We start from the raw sequence: 18,530 nt of genomic DNA on the forward strand, positions 1-18,530 counted from the left end.
GCCTTAAGCTAGCAAACCGGAAGGGCTCAGATGGCGGCACTCTACTAACCGCCCTTCCGGATAAACCAAGTAATCCTCTTACCATCTCACCCCGAGAGGGGCCGAGCCGCATATGTTAGGAATGACGTACAATGTTCACATGCTACTGGAGGTATCCTTGCGGAATCCTGTCATCGCTCTGCTATCAATCGTCCTGGCGATCACGCTGCCGGGCGGAATTGACAACTTGTAACACACCTCCACGTCTTTACGTGGAGCAGTATTACTATAGCATCATCTTTCGACCTCATGTGCAATAATTCCCGCGAACATGTTCCGACTTAGCCTCGGATCACCGGCCCAAACAACCTCATCACTTGCGGCCGTTCTGTCGCGAATATGTGCTCAGCTAGCAGTTTGAACAACGTACCCCGCACTTCGGATTCGGACGTATTGGGCAACTGATCGGCAAGCAACGTACAAATGCTGTCGACAACCGCTTTGCATAAATCTCGCTCATTCGCCACGCCAGGTGCTGGTGCTTGCGCCAAATCTACGGCCCGCAGGGAAAGCGTATTTAACATGAAGTGCTGACGCAATTTGGTCAGTGTGGCGACACGGTGATCCACTAAAAATCGTACTAGCCCAACCTCCAGCGTAAAGGGCAGAAACGAGATGGACGCGCGCTCGTTGCGATAAATCCTGACGATATCCTCAACTTGCGCGTTGTCCAATAAGGGCTCGGCGTCCGCATCCAGCATCACATACGCTCTGGTGACGGAAGGCAACAGCGGCTTCTGTCGCACAAAGAACCGAATAACATTCACGAAACCACCGACAGGTATCGCATTTACGCTAGGCACCGTGGCAGCATCCCGGAACTGATCACCGATAAATCTTCGTGAAAGTTGCTCAACCACAATTCGCGCAGCTTCATCTTCAACGTAAATAACCACATCAGACGCCGCCTCTTCTCGATAGGCGAGCGCGCCTAAAACGAACGAAGGGAAGCAGTTTTCGGCACAAAATACCTTTCCATCTTCACTCGCTTGTAGAAACAATATCTGCCTCCTCGCTGCCTGTTTAATCAAGGTAGCAGAGTGCGTCGAGACAATTACGGTCAAGTTCTTTTCGCCCGCAATTTGCTCCAAATATTTCAACAACTCCGTCTGGGCAGTAGGATGCAATGCTAATTCAAGTTCATCAATCAGTACCAATGAACCACGCGGACAGTCCGCGAGCATCTTAAGCAGCTTCAGAATGCAAAGCTCACCTAAACTCAAATTCTTTTCAGAGAAATAGCTCTTTTTCTGTTTGCCTACACTGGGCAACTCAATTAGGAATGCTGAATTACCCACACCCTTACGGACATTAATAGTCTTTAAGGCATCAAATTTATCAGTACAAAATATCTGATTGGCCGCTGTAATAATATCGTGCCGGGCAGCTCGAACCTTCCTCGGAGAAAAATCGTCTTTATTGGGCTCAATACGATCGGCATTAGCCGCGATATAAACCACCGATGGGTAATTAAGAGTCTCAAGAACGTTACTGTTCGCTTTAGGTAGCGGCACCCATCTCTCTGTCCTATAGGTGTACGTCACCAAGCCGCCCGGAGTTTCATATTGTATGGATGCGCCCTCACAAGAATCTACTTGGTCGGACATCCGCGACGCAGGGAAATGCGAAGGGAAGGCGTTCTTAAAACCGATACGCCTTAGACACCCCAAGAGAGAGGTCTTTCCTGTTCCGTTGCTGCCAGTGAGGAGCCAAACACCTTGCCTCGGAATGGTGAACTCCAAGCAAGAAATATGGCGCAAATTATTTATCGTGATTTTGGATGGCATATTAGCAAGGTCTCTAGCCGGACAGATATTTCCAGGCAAGTGTACATGCAAAAAGGATAACGTCAAGAAAATTTCCGGTCGCCCCCCATGACGACACCTTGCGGCCCCGCCCAAAATGTGCCGCCCGCTTTGGTAGGGAGCGCCAGAGCCACACCCAACACGACCGGAGATAGACCAGACAAGGGGAGCTCCGATTCCGATTTTCGTTCAGCAGGCAATGTGCCACGCAGGCCCACGCGCATTCGCACAGGGCACCTTTAGCTGCGCTCAGAGCCACGGATTTGAACTCCGTGTCTCCAAATGATCCTTCACATTTTTTTGACGCTTCGCAAAGAAACCTTTCGATTGCCGGACAACAATGAGCCTTCATGCCAATCATTACCTAGAGGAAATTATGGCAATTGATGTGTATCTGCAGATAGACGGCATCAGCGGCGAATCGCTCGACGACAATCATCGCAACTGGATTGAATGCATCGAGGTGCATTGGGGCCTTGCGCAGCCGAAAAGCAGCACTGCCTCCACCGGCGGCGGTCATACCGCCGAGCGATGTCAGCACTCAGAAATCAACTTTCTCAAGCTTGCCGACCGCTCTTCGCCCATCCTGATGCAAAGCTGCTCAACGGGCAAGACTATTGCCAAGGCCCGACTGGAGTTCATGCGTGCCGATGGGCTGGGCGAACGGATCAAATATTTTGAAATCAATCTTGAGAACGTTCTGGTATGTCACGTGACTGCGGACATAAGCGAAGGAGAAATCCTAACCGAGCACGTCGGATTGAAGTTCTCCAAAGTGAGTTGGCAATACATCCAGCAACGAGTATCCGGCGGCATCGCTGGCAACACTGCCGGTAGCTGGAACCTTGCCAACAATCGCATCGCGTGAAGCGATCTCCGCTGCCCCCGAACCAACTGCATTCCAGCACAGAGGTTACATACATGGCATACATCTACACGAAAGTTTCAGACCTCGAGGGTAAGGAGAAGGTCGGCACCACGCAATGTGTTGCTCTAGTCCAGTTCTATGCCGGCGCGCCAAACCACAGGGGTTGGAAAGCCGGGGCGGCAGTCCTGGATAATAAGGATATCCAGCCAGGCACCGCCATCGCCACGTTCGTCAACGGCCACTACCCTAGCAACAGCACCGGCAACCACGCCGCGCTTTTTATCCGGCATGGCATCAACGGATTCTGGGTGATGGACCAATGGAAAGATGACCGCCCTGCTGATCAAAACAAGAAACCAACGATATCCTCCCGTTTCATATCATCGAGAGGCCTTACGCAGCGAGCGAACGGCGCTTGGCCGAACGCCAGCAATAATGCAGACGCCTACAGCGTCATTGAGATGAGGTGAAACATGATGCGCAGTCGAATACGATTTGTAGTGGCACTCGGTGCTGCGGCGACGCTCACCGCGTCAGCCGGCACAACGCACGTGATTGAATGTCCGACCGAAATTCCACAAACATCTTTAGCGATCGAGAACCCACCCGCCGGTTGGACACCGTTTGCACGAACGGGGTTGCGTCTCAGTTCCGCCGAGCCCATGTTCGGCCCGCCGTCGGAGAAGGGTTTTCTCAAACCCAGCAGCTCGACAGCGACACGCGACGTTTGGAACGAACTGAAAGGAGTGATCGAAGGAGGAAAATGGATCGCTTGCCGCTACGGAGAACGCGGCGAGGTAATTCTCTCCAAGCGCATAGCTGACGCCACTTCAGCATGCACGGTCGTTGCCAACAGAGGCAAACAAGGCGTCAACCATCCAGAAGTGACGTGCGTTTGGTGACATAAATCTCGCGGTCATTACGAAAAGCCGCAGGGCGAAATCAAGTGGCCGACGAGCGGGGTTAGCATCCGGCCAGACCACGCCAATCTGCGTTACCATAACGGCGTTTGCAGGCGGTGCGCTTACCGCATTTGGTACAGGTCATATCTGGTAGGTTTTCGTGAAATTGCTCCCCGCTCCCGACTACGCGATCCGCGTGATCGCGCCGCAAACTTCCGACTCGGCGCCACAGAGCCAAATTATCGTCGCAGGCCTACCGACCGGTAAGGTCATCGGCGGCGCGGTGCTACGTACAGCCCTCAAGTGGCACGAGTACGTTTTGCTTTTCTTGACCGATGACGTTCTTTTTGAAGAAACCCTGAGCATCTATCTTTAGACGCAGATTTGAACGTCGTGGATTCAGCCAGGATGTACTTCATCTACGCGACGGGAATATTCTCCGATCTGGATCTGACGCGGCTTGGGAGCCGATGCGCTCATCGACTACGAAAAAGAAGATTATATCGACGCCGTCATGCGTGAGACCGGGGGACGCGGTGTCGATATCGTGTTCGACACTACCGGCGGCAACACCCTGGCGCGCAGTGCCGACGCGCCAGCGCAACTCGGAACAACGGTCTTCGGGGAAAAATCGTAATCGACGTCAAAGGTGCGCCATGATTTACGCGATCGCCTGCTCCCGGTCAGCCTTGAATCCGTGGATACCTTCAAGCGAGCATTTGCCGAGGTCGCTCCTTTGCTCGCGCGCGCGGAGGGGTACGGCGGTCACCTGCCCGCGCAAGGGATTGAAACACCACGCCGCTGTATGACAAACTCGGCGTCCCGGCAGCCTACCGTGACGAGATCGGCAAGCAAATCATCGCCAAGATTCCAATCGGCCGCATGGGCACACCGTAAGAGGTGGCAAAAGCCGTGCTGTACTTCGCCTCCGACGAGTCCAAATGGACGGTGGGCGCCGAGATCATGGTCGACGGCGGACGCGCACTCAACGGCAAATAGGCACCCGATGCCGTCGGCCGACAACGGTTCGGCACCGGCATGACGACGCTTGACCTCGATCAATGCCTCCGATTGCCCTGGCACGGCGCGGCGTCGCCGACGTACAATCGCCCAGCAACGACGCCAACGGAAATCTGCGAGGAAAAATGAATCGAATCTTGCGGGTCGCGCTCCCGCTTGCGCTCACACTGGCGACGGCCAGCGCCAGCGGCAGCACATGCTACGGCACGCCGGCGCGGGGGCGCCTGCACGGCGGGGTGCCGCTCCCCGCCCAGGGACAAAACTATGTTCCTTATAGTACGCTGGGCGTGACGCTGGGGAGAACCTACGTGCACCAGACCGCGCGCGATATTGTTGTCGAGGCCTACGAGGCCACGCGCGTCAGCATGCCCGAAAAGCGCTTCATGTATGGCGAGACCGGCCTGGCGACCGGCGGCCCGTTCAAGCCGCACCGCACCCACCAATCCGGCGTCTCGGTGGACTTCATGGTGCCCGTCATCGACCGCGCGCACAAGTCGGTGCTGCTGCCGACGAGCATGCAGAACAAGTTCGGCTACGCGCTGGAGTTCGATGCGAGCGGGTCGCTGGACGATCTGCGCATCGATTTTGAAGCCATGGCGGAGCATCTCTACCAGCTTGCGGGAGCGGCGAAGAAACGCCAGGTGAAGATCAGAACTGTGATTTTCCAAAAAGAGTTGACGGAATTACTCTTCCAGACAAAACGCGGCAACGCGCTGCGGGCCTCGATGCCCTTCATGAAGGCAACGCCGTGGATCAAACATGACGAGCATTATCATGTGGAGTTTTCACTGCCGTGCCGCCCGCTCGGCGAGCATGGAACAGCGTCGAACTGAATCGGCACGCCTTGCAGGCCGGCATCGGGTCGCGCCACGCCGCGCACCCGCGTCCTGTTGCCTGCCGCGCATCGCAAGCGGTGCTAACATGGAAACACACCAATCAACCTGGAGGCATCATGGCCCTTGAGCATGCGAAACCTGGAGAACCGATTGCATTGACCCACGCGGGCGAGGATAGTTCCACCTTTTCCTCGATAGCGTTGACGAAGACGGAGCAGATCGAATTGATCAGGTTGGTGCTGCCCGCCGGCAAAGAAATGCCGGAACATCATGTCAAAGGCGAGATAACCCTGCTGTGCGTGTCCGGCGAAATCGCCGTCACCACGCGCGGCGTCCCCACCGCGCTCAAGCCGAATCAGCTGTTGTACCTGGAAGGCGGCGCCCCCACGCGGTCCGCGCGTTGGCCGACTCGGTGGCGCTGCTCACCATCGTCTTGCGCCACTAAGCCGCCGTACCGGCGAGCAAACCGCCGCGTCGGCCCGCAACCACGCGGGCCGATGCCAAAGTTCGTTCCAGGTCAAAAGGCCGGGGCGCAAACCCGCATAAGATGCGAGAGCGCCCCCATACTGCCGCCGCGTTCATTGCGGACAACCTGAAATGAACGCGATAAAAAGTTCCCTGTTGATGTCATTCGCCGAGAAGTACACCGTGCTGGTGATCGGCACGGCCGGCGGCATGATCATCGCGCGCCTGCTGACACCAGCCCAAATCGGCATCTTCTCGATCGGCGCCGTGGTCGTCGGCATCACGCAGATGGTGCGCGATTTCGGCGTCGGACAATACCTGGTCCAGGAAAAGGACCTCAACACGGAGCGCCTGCGCGCGGCCTACACGCTGACGATGCTGATCTCCTGGAGCATGGCCGCCCTGCTCGCGCTGGCCGCCGATGCGGTCGCGGCCTTCTACGCCGAGCCCGGCGTCGGCGAAGTCCTGCGCGTGCTGGCGCTCAACGTCCTGCTGATACCGTTCGGTTCGATCACGCTGCCCGTGCTGCGCCGGCAACTACGCTTCCAAGCGCTGTACTGCATCAACGTCGCCAACGCGCTCACCAATCTGCTGGCCTGCCTCGCACTGATCGGACTGGGCTTCGGCTACCTCAGCCTGGCGTGGGCTGCGGTCGCCGGCAGCCTGGCGACGGTGCTGGTGAGCCTGCCGTTCCGGCCGGCCGGGATGCCGTGGCTGCCCGGCTTTACCGGCATGCGCAAGCTGCTGCACTTCGGCGCCTACGCGACCGGCTCGAACGTGATCGACGAATGCGGTGTCGCGGCGCCGGACATTATCATCGGCAAGCTCATCGATGTCGAGTCGGTGGGCCTGTTCGGCAAGGCGCAGGCCACGCTGAATATCTTCAACATGCTCATCACGCGCGCGGTCACGCCGGTGATCCTGCCGCTGTTCGCCGCCAACGTGCGCGACGGCCACGACGTCAAGCGCCTGTACCTGCGCACCGTCGCCTACATGGCGGGACTGGCGTGGCCGTTCTTCGCCGTGCTGGCCGTGCTGGCCACGCCGCTGACGCGCCTGCTGTACGGACACCAGTGGGACGCCAGCGCGCCGCTGGTGCGCATCATGTGCGTCTCGAGCGCCACGTTCTGCCTGTTCAGCATGGCGCGCGACCTGTTCGTCGCCATGGGACGGGTACGGCTGCGCGCGCAGCTGGAGGCGATCGGCGTGTCGATGCGCATCGCCGCCATCGTCGCGGCGGCACCGTTCGGGCTCGAGGCGGTGGCCTGGAGCATCACCGCGACGTCGCTGCTGCGTTCGGCATTGTTGTACCGCAGCCTGGCGGCGCTGACCGGCATGCGCGTCGTGGAACTGGGCCGCGGCGTGCTGCGCTCGGCCGGCCTGGCCGCGCTCAGCGTGGCCGGCCCGGCGCTGCTGATGCTGTCGCCCGGCCTCGACGACGCCGGCCCGGTGCTCGTGCTCGCGCTCGCCGGTTCGGCCGCGCTGGCCTGCTGGGTCGCGGGCATCATCTTGCTCAACCACGAGATCAAGCCGGACTTGATGGCGATGGCGCGCCCGCTGCTGCGCCGCCTGTTGCCGAAACCGGCACGGCGCTAGGAAACGATATGCCACAGCATTCCATCATCATGCCCGCCTACAACGGCCAGGCTTATCTGGCCGAGGCGATCGACAGCATCCTGCGGCAGACCTGCGCGGACCTCGAACTGATCATCGTCGACGATTGCGCGACCGACGCGTCGGCGGCCATCGCGGCCGGCTATGCCGCGCGCGACGCCCGCGTGCGCGTGGTGTCGACGGCGGTCAATTCCGGCGCGCCCGCGCTGCCGAAGAATGTCGGACTGTCGCTGGCGCGGGGCCGCTACATTTCCTTCTGCGACCAGGACGACGTCATGCTGCCGGACAAACTGGAGCACGCCACGCGCATCTTCGAGCACCATCCCGACCTCGACATCGTGTTCGCCGACTTCGAGCCGTTCGGCGAGGCGCTGCGCGGCCAGCGCGGCTACCTCGCGCACCAGGGCTTCACCGCGAAGGCGCGCGACTACCTGGAGCCGCTGGGCGACCGCCTGTACCGCTGCCGCAACTTCTGGGGCTGCATGGCCGGCCTGCAGACCGGCATGAGCACGCAGACCATCATCTGCCGGCGCGACGTGATCGTCGGCCAGCGCTTCGACGTGCGCTACCGCATCCTCGACGACATCTCGATGTGGTACCGCTTCGCGGAGACGGCGCGGATCGGCTTCCTCGACCGCACCGTGGCGCGCTACCGCCATCACGACCAGGCGCTGACGACCAACGAAGCCCTGCTCGCGCGCGAGTCGCTCGCCTTCCATCAGGAAAATTACTTCCGCCAATCGCATTTGTTCACCGCCGCCGAAAACAAGCGCTACCGCAGCATGCTGGCCGGCTTCCTGATCCGCGTCGCCGCGTGCCCCAACGTCACCAAGCTCGAGCAACGCGCCAACCTGGCCCAATCGCTGATCTTCGAAGTCCGTCCGAGCACATTGCGCTGGCTGCTGCAAACCTTTGCGTGACCTTGGCTGTTACTTGCATCCGAGACGCCGCGCGCCCGGGAACGCATCGCACATACCGGGAGCGGTGTTCCCTTTGCCGGTGGTGTACCACGTCAGCGCCAACGCGCGGCGGCTGGCGCAGCGGCTCGGGGCGGGCCTGGCGTTGATCAAGCACGACGGGTCGCTAAACGCGCTGACGGCGCGCTATTTCGCCAAGGAAATTCGCCTGGTGAAGCGAGCGCCGGCCGCAGTGTCACGCTGGCCCATCCGCTGCTGCCGAAGACCTACGCGGATGGCCCCGTCCCGATTGAATTTCTCTCAAGCACGTCCTTTTGACTCAGCTATAATTTCCAACTTAGACAGGAGGCGGCATGACAGGCATCGCATCGGGTGATTTGGTCACAGAAAAAGGCGAGAGGCTGGAAATGCTTGTCATCGGCTCGGCGGATGAAGACCCGTACGTTGCGGTCACCACAGTTTTTTGCGTGTGGGAGCGGGACCATATGCTGCACGAAGAAATCTTCCACGTCGACAACCTGGCGCTGGTGCGCAAAGAGCGTCGTCGTGTGATCCGGGGCGGCAATTTGGACTTCCCCGGCGTGAAATAAAAGCGGCCGGGTCCCGCATGCGTTGCGCGACCCGGCCGGCCTGTTTCCGGCAGACTTAGAATGCCATCCGCACGCCGACGTTCACGCGGCGGCCGACGTCTTCCAGGGTCAGGAACTGGCTCTCATTGTTGGCGTACTCGCGCATTCTCGCGTTGTTCAAATTGATCGCATCAAGATACAGCGCGATCTTCGGCGTGATGTTGTAGCGCAAGCTCGCATCGGTCTGGCCGTACGCCGCGCGGTTGCGCGGCATGGTGCTGCCGCCGCCGCAATCGACCGAGAAGTGGTTACGCCAGTTGTAGCTCACCCGCGCCGAGAACTGGGTGTTCTCGAAAAACAGCGAGCCGTTGTACGACTGCGGCGACAGGCCCGGATAACCACAGGCCGGCGCGCCGCCCGCGCGCTCGGCGCTGGCGTCCACGTAGGTGTAGTTGGCGGCCACGCCGAAGCCCTGCAGCCAAGGCATGATCGAGTCGTCGAAGGCGTATTGGCCGGCGATCTCGATGCCCTTGATCTTGCCCTTCTGGCCGTTGCGCACGCGCGAATCGTGCACGACTTCGTCGAACTGCGGTATGCGCATGTCCTGCAAGGTCGTCTCCAGGAAGTCCGACACCTTCTTCATGAACACGGCGGTGCTGACATAGTTGGTCTTCGACAGATACCACTCGTACGACACGTCGAAGTTCTTCGACTGCATCGGCTTCAGGTAAGGGTTGCCGCCGCCGGTCTGGACGTCGCCGAAGCGGCCGCCGTACCAATTGTCCACGCTCATCTGGCTCAACGTCGGCCGGGTCTCGGTCTTGGAGGCGGCAAAGCGCAGCAGCATGTCCTTGGTCAGGTCGATCTTCAGATTGGCCGACGGCAGGTAGCTGTTGTAGCTGTTGTCGACGGTGATGACCTGGTACGGTCCCCACTGCGAAATAAAGGTCGTGTCGTTCGGGCTCTTGACCGCCGACAGCAGCACGCGGCTGGTGCCGGTCGAGCTCGAGTCGACGCGCACCATGCGCATGCCGGCGTTGGCCGACCAGCCGCTGCCCTCCCAGCGCGTGTCGAGGAACAGGCTCTTGACCTTCTCCTCCACGCCCCACGACGACGGCTTGGTGTAGTCGATCGCCATCGGACCGTTCGGATACTTGCTCTTGTCGGCGTACAGCGCCGGGTCGTTCGACTGCGGCAGCAAGGACGGCTGGTTCAGGTAATTGATGTAGGCGTGCGGGTCGAAGCGCAGGTAGGCCGACGGCACCTGGGCGCCGCCGCCGAGGAAGTTTTCCAGCGGCGTCACCGTGAACAGGCTGGCCGGCAGGCCCACGTGGTAGCCGCTGAAGGCGTTCCACGAATCGCTGCTGTAGGTGAGGCGGCCGACCTCGCGCTGCGAATAGCCGACACCGGTATCGGCGCCCTTGAAGAAGCCGATATCGTGGTCCCACGACAGGTTCATGCGCCCTTCCTTCAACTTGTCGTGCAGGTTGACCTGGCCGTTGGAGACGGCGTGCGCGCGCACCGCCGTCGGGTCGGCCAGGCCGTCGCCGAAGGTGATGCTGGGCGTGCCGTTAAAACTGAGCACGTCGCCGTTCTTCGGCACCATGCCGGCCACCACCCACATGTCCGGCGAGGCCGACGTCGAGCGCGACGTCGACACATCGCCCTCCAGGCGCCATTCGTCAGCGATCTTCCATTTCGAATTGAGGCCGAAGGCGCGGGTGATCGACAGGCGGTCGCCGCCCTTGACGATCATGTCGTTCGAGTTCGCCTCACCGAGCAGCTTGCCGGCGCCGGCGATCTCCGGATTGTTGGCGTAGAAGGTCGAGCCGGGACGCAAAAAACTGGTCACCTGGTCGTTCTTGTCGTACTTCACGCCGAGCTGGGTCGGATTGTTCCAGTCGCTGACGGCGACCACCGCGTTTTTCTGGTCCAGACGGGAAAACAGCGCGTCGGCGCTGAGCTTCCACGTCGGCGACGGATTGTATTGCACCGCCAGGTTACCGACCAGGCGCTTGCGGCTTTCCTCCTCCTGCTGGAAGCCGTAGCTCTGCGGCATATACAGCTTGCGGGTGGTGACGTCGGCCATCGTCAGGCCGCGCGAATTGAGGTCGCCGTTGATCATCGCCACGTCGCGGTAGTTCCAGGCGTCGTTGACGGCCTTGTTCTGCTTGGACGCGCGGTCGGTGTACGACACCGAGCCGGCCACGCCGAAGGTGCGCGCCTCGTTGGCGAACGAATACATGCCGCTGGCGTTGGGCGTGTACTTCTTCGAATTGTCGTCGTAGGAGCTCGACGCGTTGAACACCGTCGAATGCCCCACCTTGCCCGACAGCGGACGCGCGGTCTGGATATCCACGGTCGAGCCGATGCCGCCCTCGGGCAGGAACGCCTGCGACGTCTTGTACACCAGCACCTTGGAAATCAGGTCGGACGACAGCATGTCGAACGAGAACTCGCGGCCGCCGGTGTCGCTGGTCATGGTGCGGCCGTTGACCAGCACGTTGTTGAACTCAGGCCCGAGGCCACGCACGGAAATGTAACGCCCCTCCCCGCCATTGCGCTGGATCTGCACGCCGGTGACGCGCTGCAAGGACTCGGCGATATTGGTGTCGGGGAATTTGCCGGCGTCCTCGGCCGAAACGGCGTCGACCACGCCGTCCTGCATGCGTTTGGTGTTGAGCGAGGAACTGAGGGAAGCGCGGATACCGCTGACGACGACTGTCGCGGAAGGATCGATCGCCGGCTGATCGGCCGTTTGCGCGGAGGCGCTGAAGGAAATCACCATTTCGGCGATGAGGGCGGCCAATACAGTCTTCCGCATACGGGTCTGAGGCGTTGTCATTGTTGTCTCCTGTGTTGTTATTGCAGTCCTTTTTTTGTATTGCCATGGCTGCATGACTTTCATATTACGCCCGCCTCAAGAGTGTCAATCTATCATTTATTTGCAAATTCATATTCCAAAATCATATAACTAACAATGTTGAGTTTCTGTCCTGAAGCACAAATGAGAAAAGCCAACCGTTGATCGATTGGCTTTTGTAACCGCTGCGGCAGTTGCCGGCGCTTAGGCGGAAGATGGGCGCATGACGGCCTGGCCGACGACACGTTGTACCAGGCGGGCCAGCGGCGCCTCTACGCACCGGAAGAAAACGGCGCCGGCGGCAAGGCTGGCGGCCCACGCCACAAGCATGCCGAACGCCTGCAATTCCGGCTCGGGCGGTACGAAACGGGTGAACGCCGCGTTGACCAGCAGGCATACCGGAAAATGTATCAGAAACACGGAATACGATATCCGCGCCAAACCATTGACGAGCGACCACCCCTGACCGGTGGATGTTGTTTTGGCGCGACCAAACAGCACCAGCACGCAGGCGACCGCCATCGCCAGCGCGATGCGGCTGCGAAAATCGAGCGCCTGGGCGAAAATCACCGGCAAGAACGCCATGCCCACCAGCAGCGCCGCGGCGCCCGGCTTGCGGCGCGGATCGCCGGCCCACCAGGCCATCAGTCCCAGGCCATAGCTGCCGAAGAAGTATGGCGCCCAGTTATCCCAGTCGGCATCCAGATTGAAGTACACCAGCGACAGCGTGACGGCCAGCGCAACCATGCCGGGCATCAGCCACGCCGGGCGGCGTCCGGCGGCGAGGCGGCCGCCGAACCACAGCAACAGCGCCATCAGCGCGTACAGTTGAAAATCGATGGCCACGTACCAGGCGCCCGCCGACAACGACGGATAACCCAGCACGCCGTGCAACAACAGCGCGTGCGCGGCAAGCTGGCTGAAGGTGGCGGGTTCCGAGATCGAATCGTGCGCCATCAACTTGCCTGCCAGCATGGACGCGGCGGCGGCCAGCAAGGTCGCGACCATGAACGGCGGCGCCAGCTTGGCGTAGCGGCGCCAGATCGCGCCGATCGGGTCGGCCAGGCCGGCGTGGCCGGTCGGCGCCAGGGATTTGGCGGCCAAAAAACCACCGATGACGAGGAAGGCCTGCACCGCGATGCGCGCGCTGTCGCCGAGCCAGCCGATCAATTCCGGCAGCAGGGGCCGCACGTGATCGGCCATCGGTCCGTAGAAGGCGAGATGATGCAGCACGATCAGCTGCGCCGCGCCCGCCTTCAACAGATTGATCAAGCCGAATTGCGATGGCGGACGTTGCTCCGCCCCGCTCGCTCCTTTTACCGCTAACGTCATTGCCATTCCTTGCCATGCTAAAACCATTCAACAACATGTTGAAAAGCAATTGAATTGCTGTCAATGTTGTAGACCGGTCGCTATCATAGCTGAGGCTGGCACATCGGTGGCGCGCGCAGTGCCGAGTTAGGTGAGGAAGTTAACGTTTCTTCATGATCGAACCGAGCACGCCACGGATGATTTCCCGGCCGACCTGGGAGCCGATGCTGCGCACGGCCGACTTGACCATCGCCTGCACCGCCGTGTCGCGCTTGCCGCCATTGCCGAACAAACCGCCCAGCACATCGCCGAACATCGAGCCGCCGGCGGGCTCCTGCTGCCGGGGTTGCGCTGAAGGTTGCCCTGATGTCTGGTCCGTTTGCGGCGTCCCCGGCGATGTTGCGCGTCCGGCCACCGCGCCGGGAGCGTCCTGCGCCGAGCGGGCGCCGGCCGCCACCCGGCCGTTCAGCTTTTCATAGGCCGACTCACGGTCGATCGTCTGCTCGTAGACGCCCGCCACGATGGAACCGTCGATCGCCGCCTTGCGCTCGGCCGCGTCGAGCGGGCCGAGCTGGCTGGCCGGCGGCAGGATGAAGACGCGCTCCACCATGCGCGGCGCGCCCTTCTCGTCGAGGAAGGACACCAGCGCCTCGCCCACGCCCAGTTCGGTGATCACCTGCGACACGTCCAGCGCCGGATTCGGGCGGAACGTCTCGGCGGCGGCCTTGACCGCCTTCTGGTCGCGCGGCGTGTAGGCGCGCAGCGCGTGCTGGACGCGGTTGCCGAGCTGGCCCAGCACCGTGTCCGGAATGTCGATCGGATTTTGCGTCACGAAGAACACGCCCACGCCCTTGGAGCGGATCAGGCGCACCACCTGCTCTATCTTTTGCAGCAGGGCCTTGGGCGCGTCGGTGAACAGCAGGTGCGCCTCGTCGAAGAAGAACACCAGCTTCGGCTTGTCGAGGTCGCCCACTTCGGGCAGGTTCTCGAACAGCTCGGACAGCATCCACAGCAGGAACACCGCGTACAGGCGCGGCGCGTTCATCAGCTTGTCGGCGCTGAGGATGTTGATCACGCCCTTGCCGCGCGCGTCGGTCTGCAGCAGGTCGTCGATGTTGAGCATCGGCTCGCCGAAGAACTGGTCGCCGCCCTGCTCCTCGATGGCGATCAGGCCGCGCTGGATGGCGCCGATGCTGGCCGCGCTGATGTTGCCGTAACTGGTTTTGAAGTCGGCCGCGTTGTCGCCGACGTGCTGCAGCATCGCGCGCAGGTCCTTGCTATCGAGCAGCAGCAAGCCGTTGTCGTCGGCGATGCGGAACACCAGTTGCAGCACGCCCTCCTGGGTATCGTTCAGGTTGAGCATGCGCGCCAGCAGCAGCGGGCCGAGGTCGGACACGGTGGCGCGCACCGGATGGCCTTTTTCGCCGAACACGTCCCAGAAGGTGACCGGGCAGCCGGCCCACTGCGGCGCCTCGAGTTTGAGCGCGGCCAGGCGCGCGCCCATCTTCTCGCTCGGCGCGCCGGCCTTGGCGATGCCGGACAGGTCGCCCTTGACGTCGGCCATGAACACCGGCACGCCGATCTCGGACAGCGACTGCGCGATCTTTTGCAACGTCACGGTCTTGCCGGTGCCGGTGGCGCCGGTGATGCAGCCGTGGCGGTTGACCAGGTTGGACAGCATGTCCAGCGAGATGGTGTCGTTCTTGGCGATGGTGAGGGGAGTCGGCATGGTCGTCTGCGGCGGGATGATAGGAAAAAACCATCATACCGCAACTATGCCCGCGGCTGGCCTTAGCCCGTGCGGCGCAGCGCCACCACGCGCGCGTCGTGGTGGACGTTGATCGCGTAGCCGTTGCGCCCGGCGCTTTTGACGCTGTACAGCGCCCGGTCGGCCGCGTGCATCAAGCCCTCCGGCGTGGCGCTCGGATCGTTGCTGATGGCGATGCCGACGCTGGTGGTCACGCGCAGGCCCGGGCCGCCGACGTCGCCGAAATGGAAGGGCGCGGCCATCGCCTCGACGATCTTGTCGCCGAGCGGCGCGCCCTCCGCCGCGCAGCCGAGCTGCTCGAACACGATGACGAACTCGTCGCCGGCCAGCCGCGCCACGGTGTCGCCGCGGCGCACCGCGCCGTTCAGCCGGCGGGCGAACTCGACCAGGACGGCGTCGCCGACGCCGTGGCCATAGGTGTCGTTGATCTGCTTGAATTTATCGATGTCCAGGAAGGCCAGGCCCACATAGCTGTCGACGCGCCCGGCGCGCGCGATCGCCGCCGGCAGCAACTGGTCGAACATGCGCCGGTTGTTGGCGCCGGTGAGCGGGTCGGTGCTGGCCAGGCGCTGCATCGCGTCCTGCGCCTCCTGGCGCTGGCGCGACAGCAGGTGCAGCGCGCGGCTCAGCGTGCCGAACTCGTCGCGACGCTCGCTGGCGAACACATCGATATCGGCGACGCCGGAATTGATCGACTCAACTTGGTTGCGCAAGTGCGCCAGCGGTTGCATCAGGGCCTTGGTCAAGACCCAGCCGAAGAACGCGGCCAGCGCGGTGATCATCGACGCCGCCGCCAGCGCCCGCCCGCGCACCGCCGCCATCGGCGCGAAGGCGTTGCGGATCGGATAGACGGCGGCGATGGTCCAATCGACTTTGCGCAGCAGCGTGTGCGCCACCAGCACCGGCGTGTCGTCGTCGAGCACGTCGTCGCGCCAACCCTCGGGACGGTGCAGCACGGCCTGGCCCAGCGCGCCGTCCGGGTCCAGCGGGGTCAGCACGCGGGTCTTGTCGGGATGGTGGATGATGGTGCCGTCGGCGCCGACGATGAACAGATAGCCCTGGCCGCGGTGCAGCGAGTCGAGATAATCCGAGAAAGACGGGCGCAGCAGGTCGATGGCGCCCAGCAGCACCATGATGACGTTGCCCTGCTCGTCCTCGACCGGCTGGGTGATGGCGATCACCGGCTTGCCCGACAGCGCGCTGACGAACGGCGCCGAGACCACGCCCTCGCGCGCGGCCAGCGTATCCTTGAAATACTGCCGTCCCGCGACGTTGATGCGGCGCGCATTGCGGCTGTTCAGGCTGGCGATGAGATCGCCCTGGACGTCGAACGCGGTCACGTTGAAGAACTCGCCGCGCAGGCCCTCGCGCGACTCGAGCAAGCGCTGCACCTGCCCCGGCGCGGTGCCACGTTCGCGCATCTCCTCCATCAGCGAGAACAGCAACAGCTTTTTGCCCTTGAGATCGTTGTCGATGTGGCCGGCCGCGCTGCTCAGCAGCGACAGTTGCTGTCTGGCGACACCCTCGCGCATTTCGGTCTCGGCGATCAGCAGCGACACGCCGCCGGCGCCGAGCGCGGCCAGCATCACCATCGCCGTCACCAGCATGGCTATCTTGAAATTAAAACTCTGGATGATGCGGGCCACTGGTTTCATGTCGGTCTGTGCCACACCACGCGCGCAACGAGCGAGGCTACGAGTGTCCGGCACGGTCGGGGCCAGGGGAAGGACGCGGGCAGGAATGGGGCTCCGACGTCAATCGTGCGAGTCTATCCCATTTTTATAAGTTCCACAAAGTAATTAAGTTGCACATCAACCACAATCGGCACGCGGCAACGGTGACCGGCCCGGTTTGCGACAGTCACCCGAACACCGGGCGGAAGAAGCTGCGCTCGTAGCTGACGATCCATCGGGTTTCCTCCGACTGCGGGGGTCGACCGCGGGGGTCAAGTCTGTCATTCGGACACGGTCACAGCTGGACAACGGGGGTCAAGTCTGTCATTCGAACACGGTCACAGCTGTCACGCATGTACCTTTTGCTCAGGCCGTGTCCGAATGTCAGACTTGACCCCAACGTTCACAGTCACGCATGTACCTTTCGCTCAGGCCGTGTCCGAATGTCAGACTTGACCCCAACGTTCAATCGATTCCGCTACGCGAATAGCCTATTCCAAGGAAATAGAGACGATGTCAAATGCGCTGAGAGACCGAGCGATGTCAGGAAAGATTTCATGGGGTGAGGCAGCGAAGGAAGCTAACGAGACGCGAACTTGATTCTGGAAGTTTTCAGGTCGAGAAGCACTGCGGTCGGTCGGGCAATGGCGCGAAAGCTGAAGATACGGGGCACATCGCTGAATCATTTGGTCGCTGGCCACACCGCACTGGTACATGGGCGCAAGTCGACGCAGTCTATGCGTCTATCGTAGCGTCCGCTGGAAGATCGAATCAAAAGGTAAGTACGGCAATCGCACGACTCTCTTTTGCGGGACGCGGGCTGCTCGTCATATCGGTCGGCATCTCCGCTTACAATGTCGCGATGTCAAACAATAAACTTGCCAGCGCCGGCCAAGAACTCGCGTCCACAGGTGCCAGCATTAGCGGCGGTCTCGCGGGTGGCGCCTTGGCCGGATTGGCCTGCGGCCCCGCCGCGCCAGTTTGCGTAACGATCGGCGCGTTTGTCGGTGGCGCAGTAGCGGCCTTCGGCGTGCGACTTTTCTGGTGATGCCACCATGAAGATATTGCCACCGTCCGAGTTTTCATTGCAATGGTTGGCTCTCATCTGAGCGATGAGATGCCAAAGAGCGAAATAGTCCTCGATGGCAGGCCAACCGGCAAAACACTGGATGGTGCGATTCTGGAAGCGGCGCTGCGCTGGAAAGGGCTGATACTTGTCTTCGTCAGTGACGCCGTTTTGTACGAAGACACCTTACACATCTATCTATTGGATAGGAGCTTGCCGGCGCTAGATCAAGCAAGTATGTACGGCCTATACTCGACAGGGACTTTTTCGTTGCTGGATATCGTGCCTCCAGACACCGTTCGATTCGTGTTCTTCGGCGACGTCGTGTGGGGCTTGAAAATATCTGACCACAAACCGTTAAGGTTTCCCATCATGTCCGATCCGCATGGGGTTCGTCGGCCGTTCAGCTTCCATCGCCAATTCAAACTGAACAGTTCCCCGACGATTACCCCGAATTAGGCGAAGCGAGCCAAATTTGCCAAGCTTCACTGGAAGACCGGCCGGAAGAAGCTGCGCTCGTAGCTGACGATGCAGCGGGTTTCCTCCGCGTACTTGAAAGCGGCCTGGCACTCGGCGTCATGCTGCGATTTGGCGCGGTACTCTTCATAGGCGGCGAGCGATGGAAACGTAAACATCGCCAGCGCGACATTGTTGGTGCCTTCCGACGGCAGAAAATATCCATGATGCCGGCCGCCGAACTTCTCGACCAGCGGTATCCAGATTTTGCCGTAGTGCTCAAATTCGGCGAGCTTGTAGGGATCGATGATGTAACGCAGATAGCAGGTGACCATTGAAGTATGTAAATGAGTATGGA

Annotated in this window: 17 protein-coding genes and 1 pseudogene; 11 read left to right on the forward strand and 7 right to left on the reverse strand. The window is 61.1% G+C overall.

What is annotated here, in order from left to right; translation table 11 throughout:
- Positions 1 to 320: 320 nt before the first annotated feature.
- Positions 321 to 1,553 (reverse strand): AAA family ATPase, encoded by a 1,233-nt coding sequence (locus BMX85_RS28305; protein WP_229210706.1) that lies wholly within the window; start codon positions 1,551 to 1,553, stop codon positions 321 to 323.
- Between the two features lie 667 nt (positions 1,554 to 2,220).
- Between BMX85_RS28305 and BMX85_RS28310 the strand changes: the two genes are divergently transcribed.
- The 10 genes and pseudogenes from BMX85_RS28310 to BMX85_RS28355 all read left to right on the forward strand — a co-directional run bounded on the left by BMX85_RS28310 (position 2,221) and on the right by BMX85_RS28355 (position 9,056).
- A complete protein-coding gene (locus tag BMX85_RS28310) occupies positions 2,221 to 2,712 on the forward strand; it encodes an Hcp family type VI secretion system effector (protein ID WP_090327626.1) in 492 nt (163 codons plus the stop codon).
- Positions 2,713 to 2,765: 53 nt separating this feature from the next.
- Positions 2,766 to 3,182: a BPSL0067 family protein gene (locus BMX85_RS28315; RefSeq protein ID WP_090327341.1), complete on the forward strand. Its 417-nt coding sequence runs from the start codon at positions 2,766 to 2,768 to the stop codon at positions 3,180 to 3,182.
- A 3-nt stretch (positions 3,183 to 3,185) separates the two neighbouring features.
- On the forward strand, positions 3,186 to 3,614 hold the full coding sequence (locus BMX85_RS30280; RefSeq protein ID WP_143068088.1) for an STY0301 family protein: 429 nt from the start codon (positions 3,186 to 3,188) through the stop codon (positions 3,612 to 3,614).
- 160 nt (positions 3,615 to 3,774) lie between these two features.
- Positions 3,775 to 3,990 (forward strand): hypothetical protein, encoded by a 216-nt coding sequence (locus BMX85_RS28320; RefSeq protein WP_143068089.1) that lies wholly within the window; start codon positions 3,775 to 3,777, stop codon positions 3,988 to 3,990.
- 78 nt (positions 3,991 to 4,068) lie between these two features.
- Positions 4,069 to 4,233 (forward strand): annotated as a pseudogene (locus BMX85_RS28325) (zinc-binding dehydrogenase); the annotation flags it as partial.
- Positions 4,234 to 4,759: 526 nt separating this feature from the next.
- Entirely contained in the window at positions 4,760 to 5,467 is a 708-nt protein-coding gene (locus BMX85_RS28335; protein WP_229210707.1) for a penicillin-insensitive murein endopeptidase, read from the forward strand.
- Between the two features lie 119 nt (positions 5,468 to 5,586).
- The gene (locus BMX85_RS28340; protein WP_229210708.1) at positions 5,587 to 6,066 is read left to right on the forward strand and encodes a cupin domain-containing protein; all 480 of its coding nucleotides are present in this window, start codon (positions 5,587 to 5,589) and stop codon (positions 6,064 to 6,066) included.
- 1 nt (position 6,067) lies between these two features.
- Positions 6,068 to 7,531, forward strand: coding sequence for a lipopolysaccharide biosynthesis protein (locus BMX85_RS28345; protein WP_090327352.1), 1,464 nt, complete (start codon positions 6,068 to 6,070; stop codon positions 7,529 to 7,531).
- An 8-nt stretch (positions 7,532 to 7,539) separates the two neighbouring features.
- The gene (locus BMX85_RS28350; protein WP_090327355.1) at positions 7,540 to 8,469 is read left to right on the forward strand and encodes a glycosyltransferase family 2 protein; all 930 of its coding nucleotides are present in this window, start codon (positions 7,540 to 7,542) and stop codon (positions 8,467 to 8,469) included.
- Between the two features lie 350 nt (positions 8,470 to 8,819).
- Positions 8,820 to 9,056 carry a hypothetical protein gene (locus BMX85_RS28355; protein WP_090327360.1) on the forward strand — a complete coding sequence of 79 codons (237 nt, stop codon included), beginning with the start codon at positions 8,820 to 8,822 and terminating at the stop codon, positions 9,054 to 9,056.
- A gap of 55 nt (positions 9,057 to 9,111) precedes the next feature.
- On the opposite strand, the gene BMX85_RS28360 is transcribed toward BMX85_RS28355, so the two are convergent.
- The 5 genes from BMX85_RS28360 to BMX85_RS30285 all read right to left on the reverse strand — a co-directional run bounded on the left by BMX85_RS28360 (position 9,112) and on the right by BMX85_RS30285 (position 17,755).
- Complete coding sequence (locus tag BMX85_RS28360) at positions 9,112 to 11,844, reverse strand: TonB-dependent receptor (RefSeq protein WP_229210709.1); 2,733 nt, start codon at positions 11,842 to 11,844, stop codon at positions 9,112 to 9,114.
- Between the two features lie 258 nt (positions 11,845 to 12,102).
- Positions 12,103 to 13,230, reverse strand: coding sequence for an acyltransferase family protein (locus BMX85_RS28365; RefSeq protein WP_090327369.1), 1,128 nt, complete (start codon positions 13,228 to 13,230; stop codon positions 12,103 to 12,105).
- Positions 13,231 to 13,369: 139 nt separating this feature from the next.
- The gene (locus BMX85_RS28370; RefSeq protein ID WP_090327376.1) at positions 13,370 to 14,938 is read right to left on the reverse strand and encodes a helicase HerA-like C-terminal domain-containing protein; all 1,569 of its coding nucleotides are present in this window, start codon (positions 14,936 to 14,938) and stop codon (positions 13,370 to 13,372) included.
- 62 nt (positions 14,939 to 15,000) lie between these two features.
- The gene (locus BMX85_RS28375) at positions 15,001 to 16,632 is read right to left on the reverse strand and encodes a sensor domain-containing diguanylate cyclase (RefSeq protein WP_090327381.1); all 1,632 of its coding nucleotides are present in this window, start codon (positions 16,630 to 16,632) and stop codon (positions 15,001 to 15,003) included.
- Between the two features lie 883 nt (positions 16,633 to 17,515).
- Complete coding sequence (locus BMX85_RS30285; protein ID WP_143068090.1) at positions 17,516 to 17,755, reverse strand: hypothetical protein; 240 nt, start codon at positions 17,753 to 17,755, stop codon at positions 17,516 to 17,518.
- Positions 17,756 to 17,767: 12 nt separating this feature from the next.
- Here BMX85_RS30285 and BMX85_RS28380 point away from each other — a divergent pair, with 12 nt between their 5' ends.
- The gene (locus tag BMX85_RS28380) at positions 17,768 to 18,175 is read left to right on the forward strand and encodes a hypothetical protein (RefSeq protein ID WP_143068091.1); all 408 of its coding nucleotides are present in this window, start codon (positions 17,768 to 17,770) and stop codon (positions 18,173 to 18,175) included.
- Between the two features lie 26 nt (positions 18,176 to 18,201).
- Here the strand turns inward: BMX85_RS28380 and BMX85_RS28385 are convergent, their stop codons facing one another.
- On the reverse strand, positions 18,202 to 18,507 hold the full coding sequence (locus BMX85_RS28385) for an NIPSNAP family protein (protein WP_090327388.1): 306 nt from the start codon (positions 18,505 to 18,507) through the stop codon (positions 18,202 to 18,204).
- Between the last annotated feature and the right edge of the window lie 23 nt (positions 18,508 to 18,530).

It is taken from the genome of Duganella sp. CF517 (assembly GCF_900110275.1).
Lineage (GTDB): Bacteria > Pseudomonadota > Gammaproteobacteria > Burkholderiales > Burkholderiaceae_D > Rugamonas.

Coding starts and splice junctions, on each gene's coding strand:
- BMX85_RS28310 (WP_090327626.1), top strand. CDS start 2,221: ATGGCAATTGATGTGTATCTGCAGATAGACGGCATCAGCGGCGAATCG.
- BMX85_RS28315 (WP_090327341.1), top strand. CDS start 2,766: ATGGCATACATCTACACGAAAGTTTCAGACCTCGAGGGTAAGGAGAAG.
- BMX85_RS30280 (WP_143068088.1), top strand. CDS start 3,186: ATGATGCGCAGTCGAATACGATTTGTAGTGGCACTCGGTGCTGCGGCG.
- BMX85_RS28335 (WP_229210707.1), top strand. CDS start 4,760: ATGAATCGAATCTTGCGGGTCGCGCTCCCGCTTGCGCTCACACTGGCG.
- BMX85_RS28340 (WP_229210708.1), top strand. CDS start 5,587: ATGGCCCTTGAGCATGCGAAACCTGGAGAACCGATTGCATTGACCCAC.
- BMX85_RS28345 (WP_090327352.1), top strand. CDS start 6,068: ATGAACGCGATAAAAAGTTCCCTGTTGATGTCATTCGCCGAGAAGTAC.
- BMX85_RS28350 (WP_090327355.1), top strand. CDS start 7,540: ATGCCACAGCATTCCATCATCATGCCCGCCTACAACGGCCAGGCTTAT.
- BMX85_RS28355 (WP_090327360.1), top strand. CDS start 8,820: ATGACAGGCATCGCATCGGGTGATTTGGTCACAGAAAAAGGCGAGAGG.
- BMX85_RS28365 (WP_090327369.1), bottom strand. CDS start 13,230: ATGACGTTAGCGGTAAAAGGAGCGAGCGGGGCGGAGCAACGTCCGCCA.
- BMX85_RS28370 (WP_090327376.1), bottom strand. CDS start 14,938: ATGCCGACTCCCCTCACCATCGCCAAGAACGACACCATCTCGCTGGAC.
- BMX85_RS28375 (WP_090327381.1), bottom strand. CDS start 16,632: ATGAAACCAGTGGCCCGCATCATCCAGAGTTTTAATTTCAAGATAGCC.
- BMX85_RS30285 (WP_143068090.1), bottom strand. CDS start 17,755: ATGAGAGCCAACCATTGCAATGAAAACTCGGACGGTGGCAATATCTTC.
- BMX85_RS28380 (WP_143068091.1), top strand. CDS start 17,768: ATGCCAAAGAGCGAAATAGTCCTCGATGGCAGGCCAACCGGCAAAACA.
- BMX85_RS28385 (WP_090327388.1), bottom strand. CDS start 18,507: ATGGTCACCTGCTATCTGCGTTACATCATCGATCCCTACAAGCTCGCC.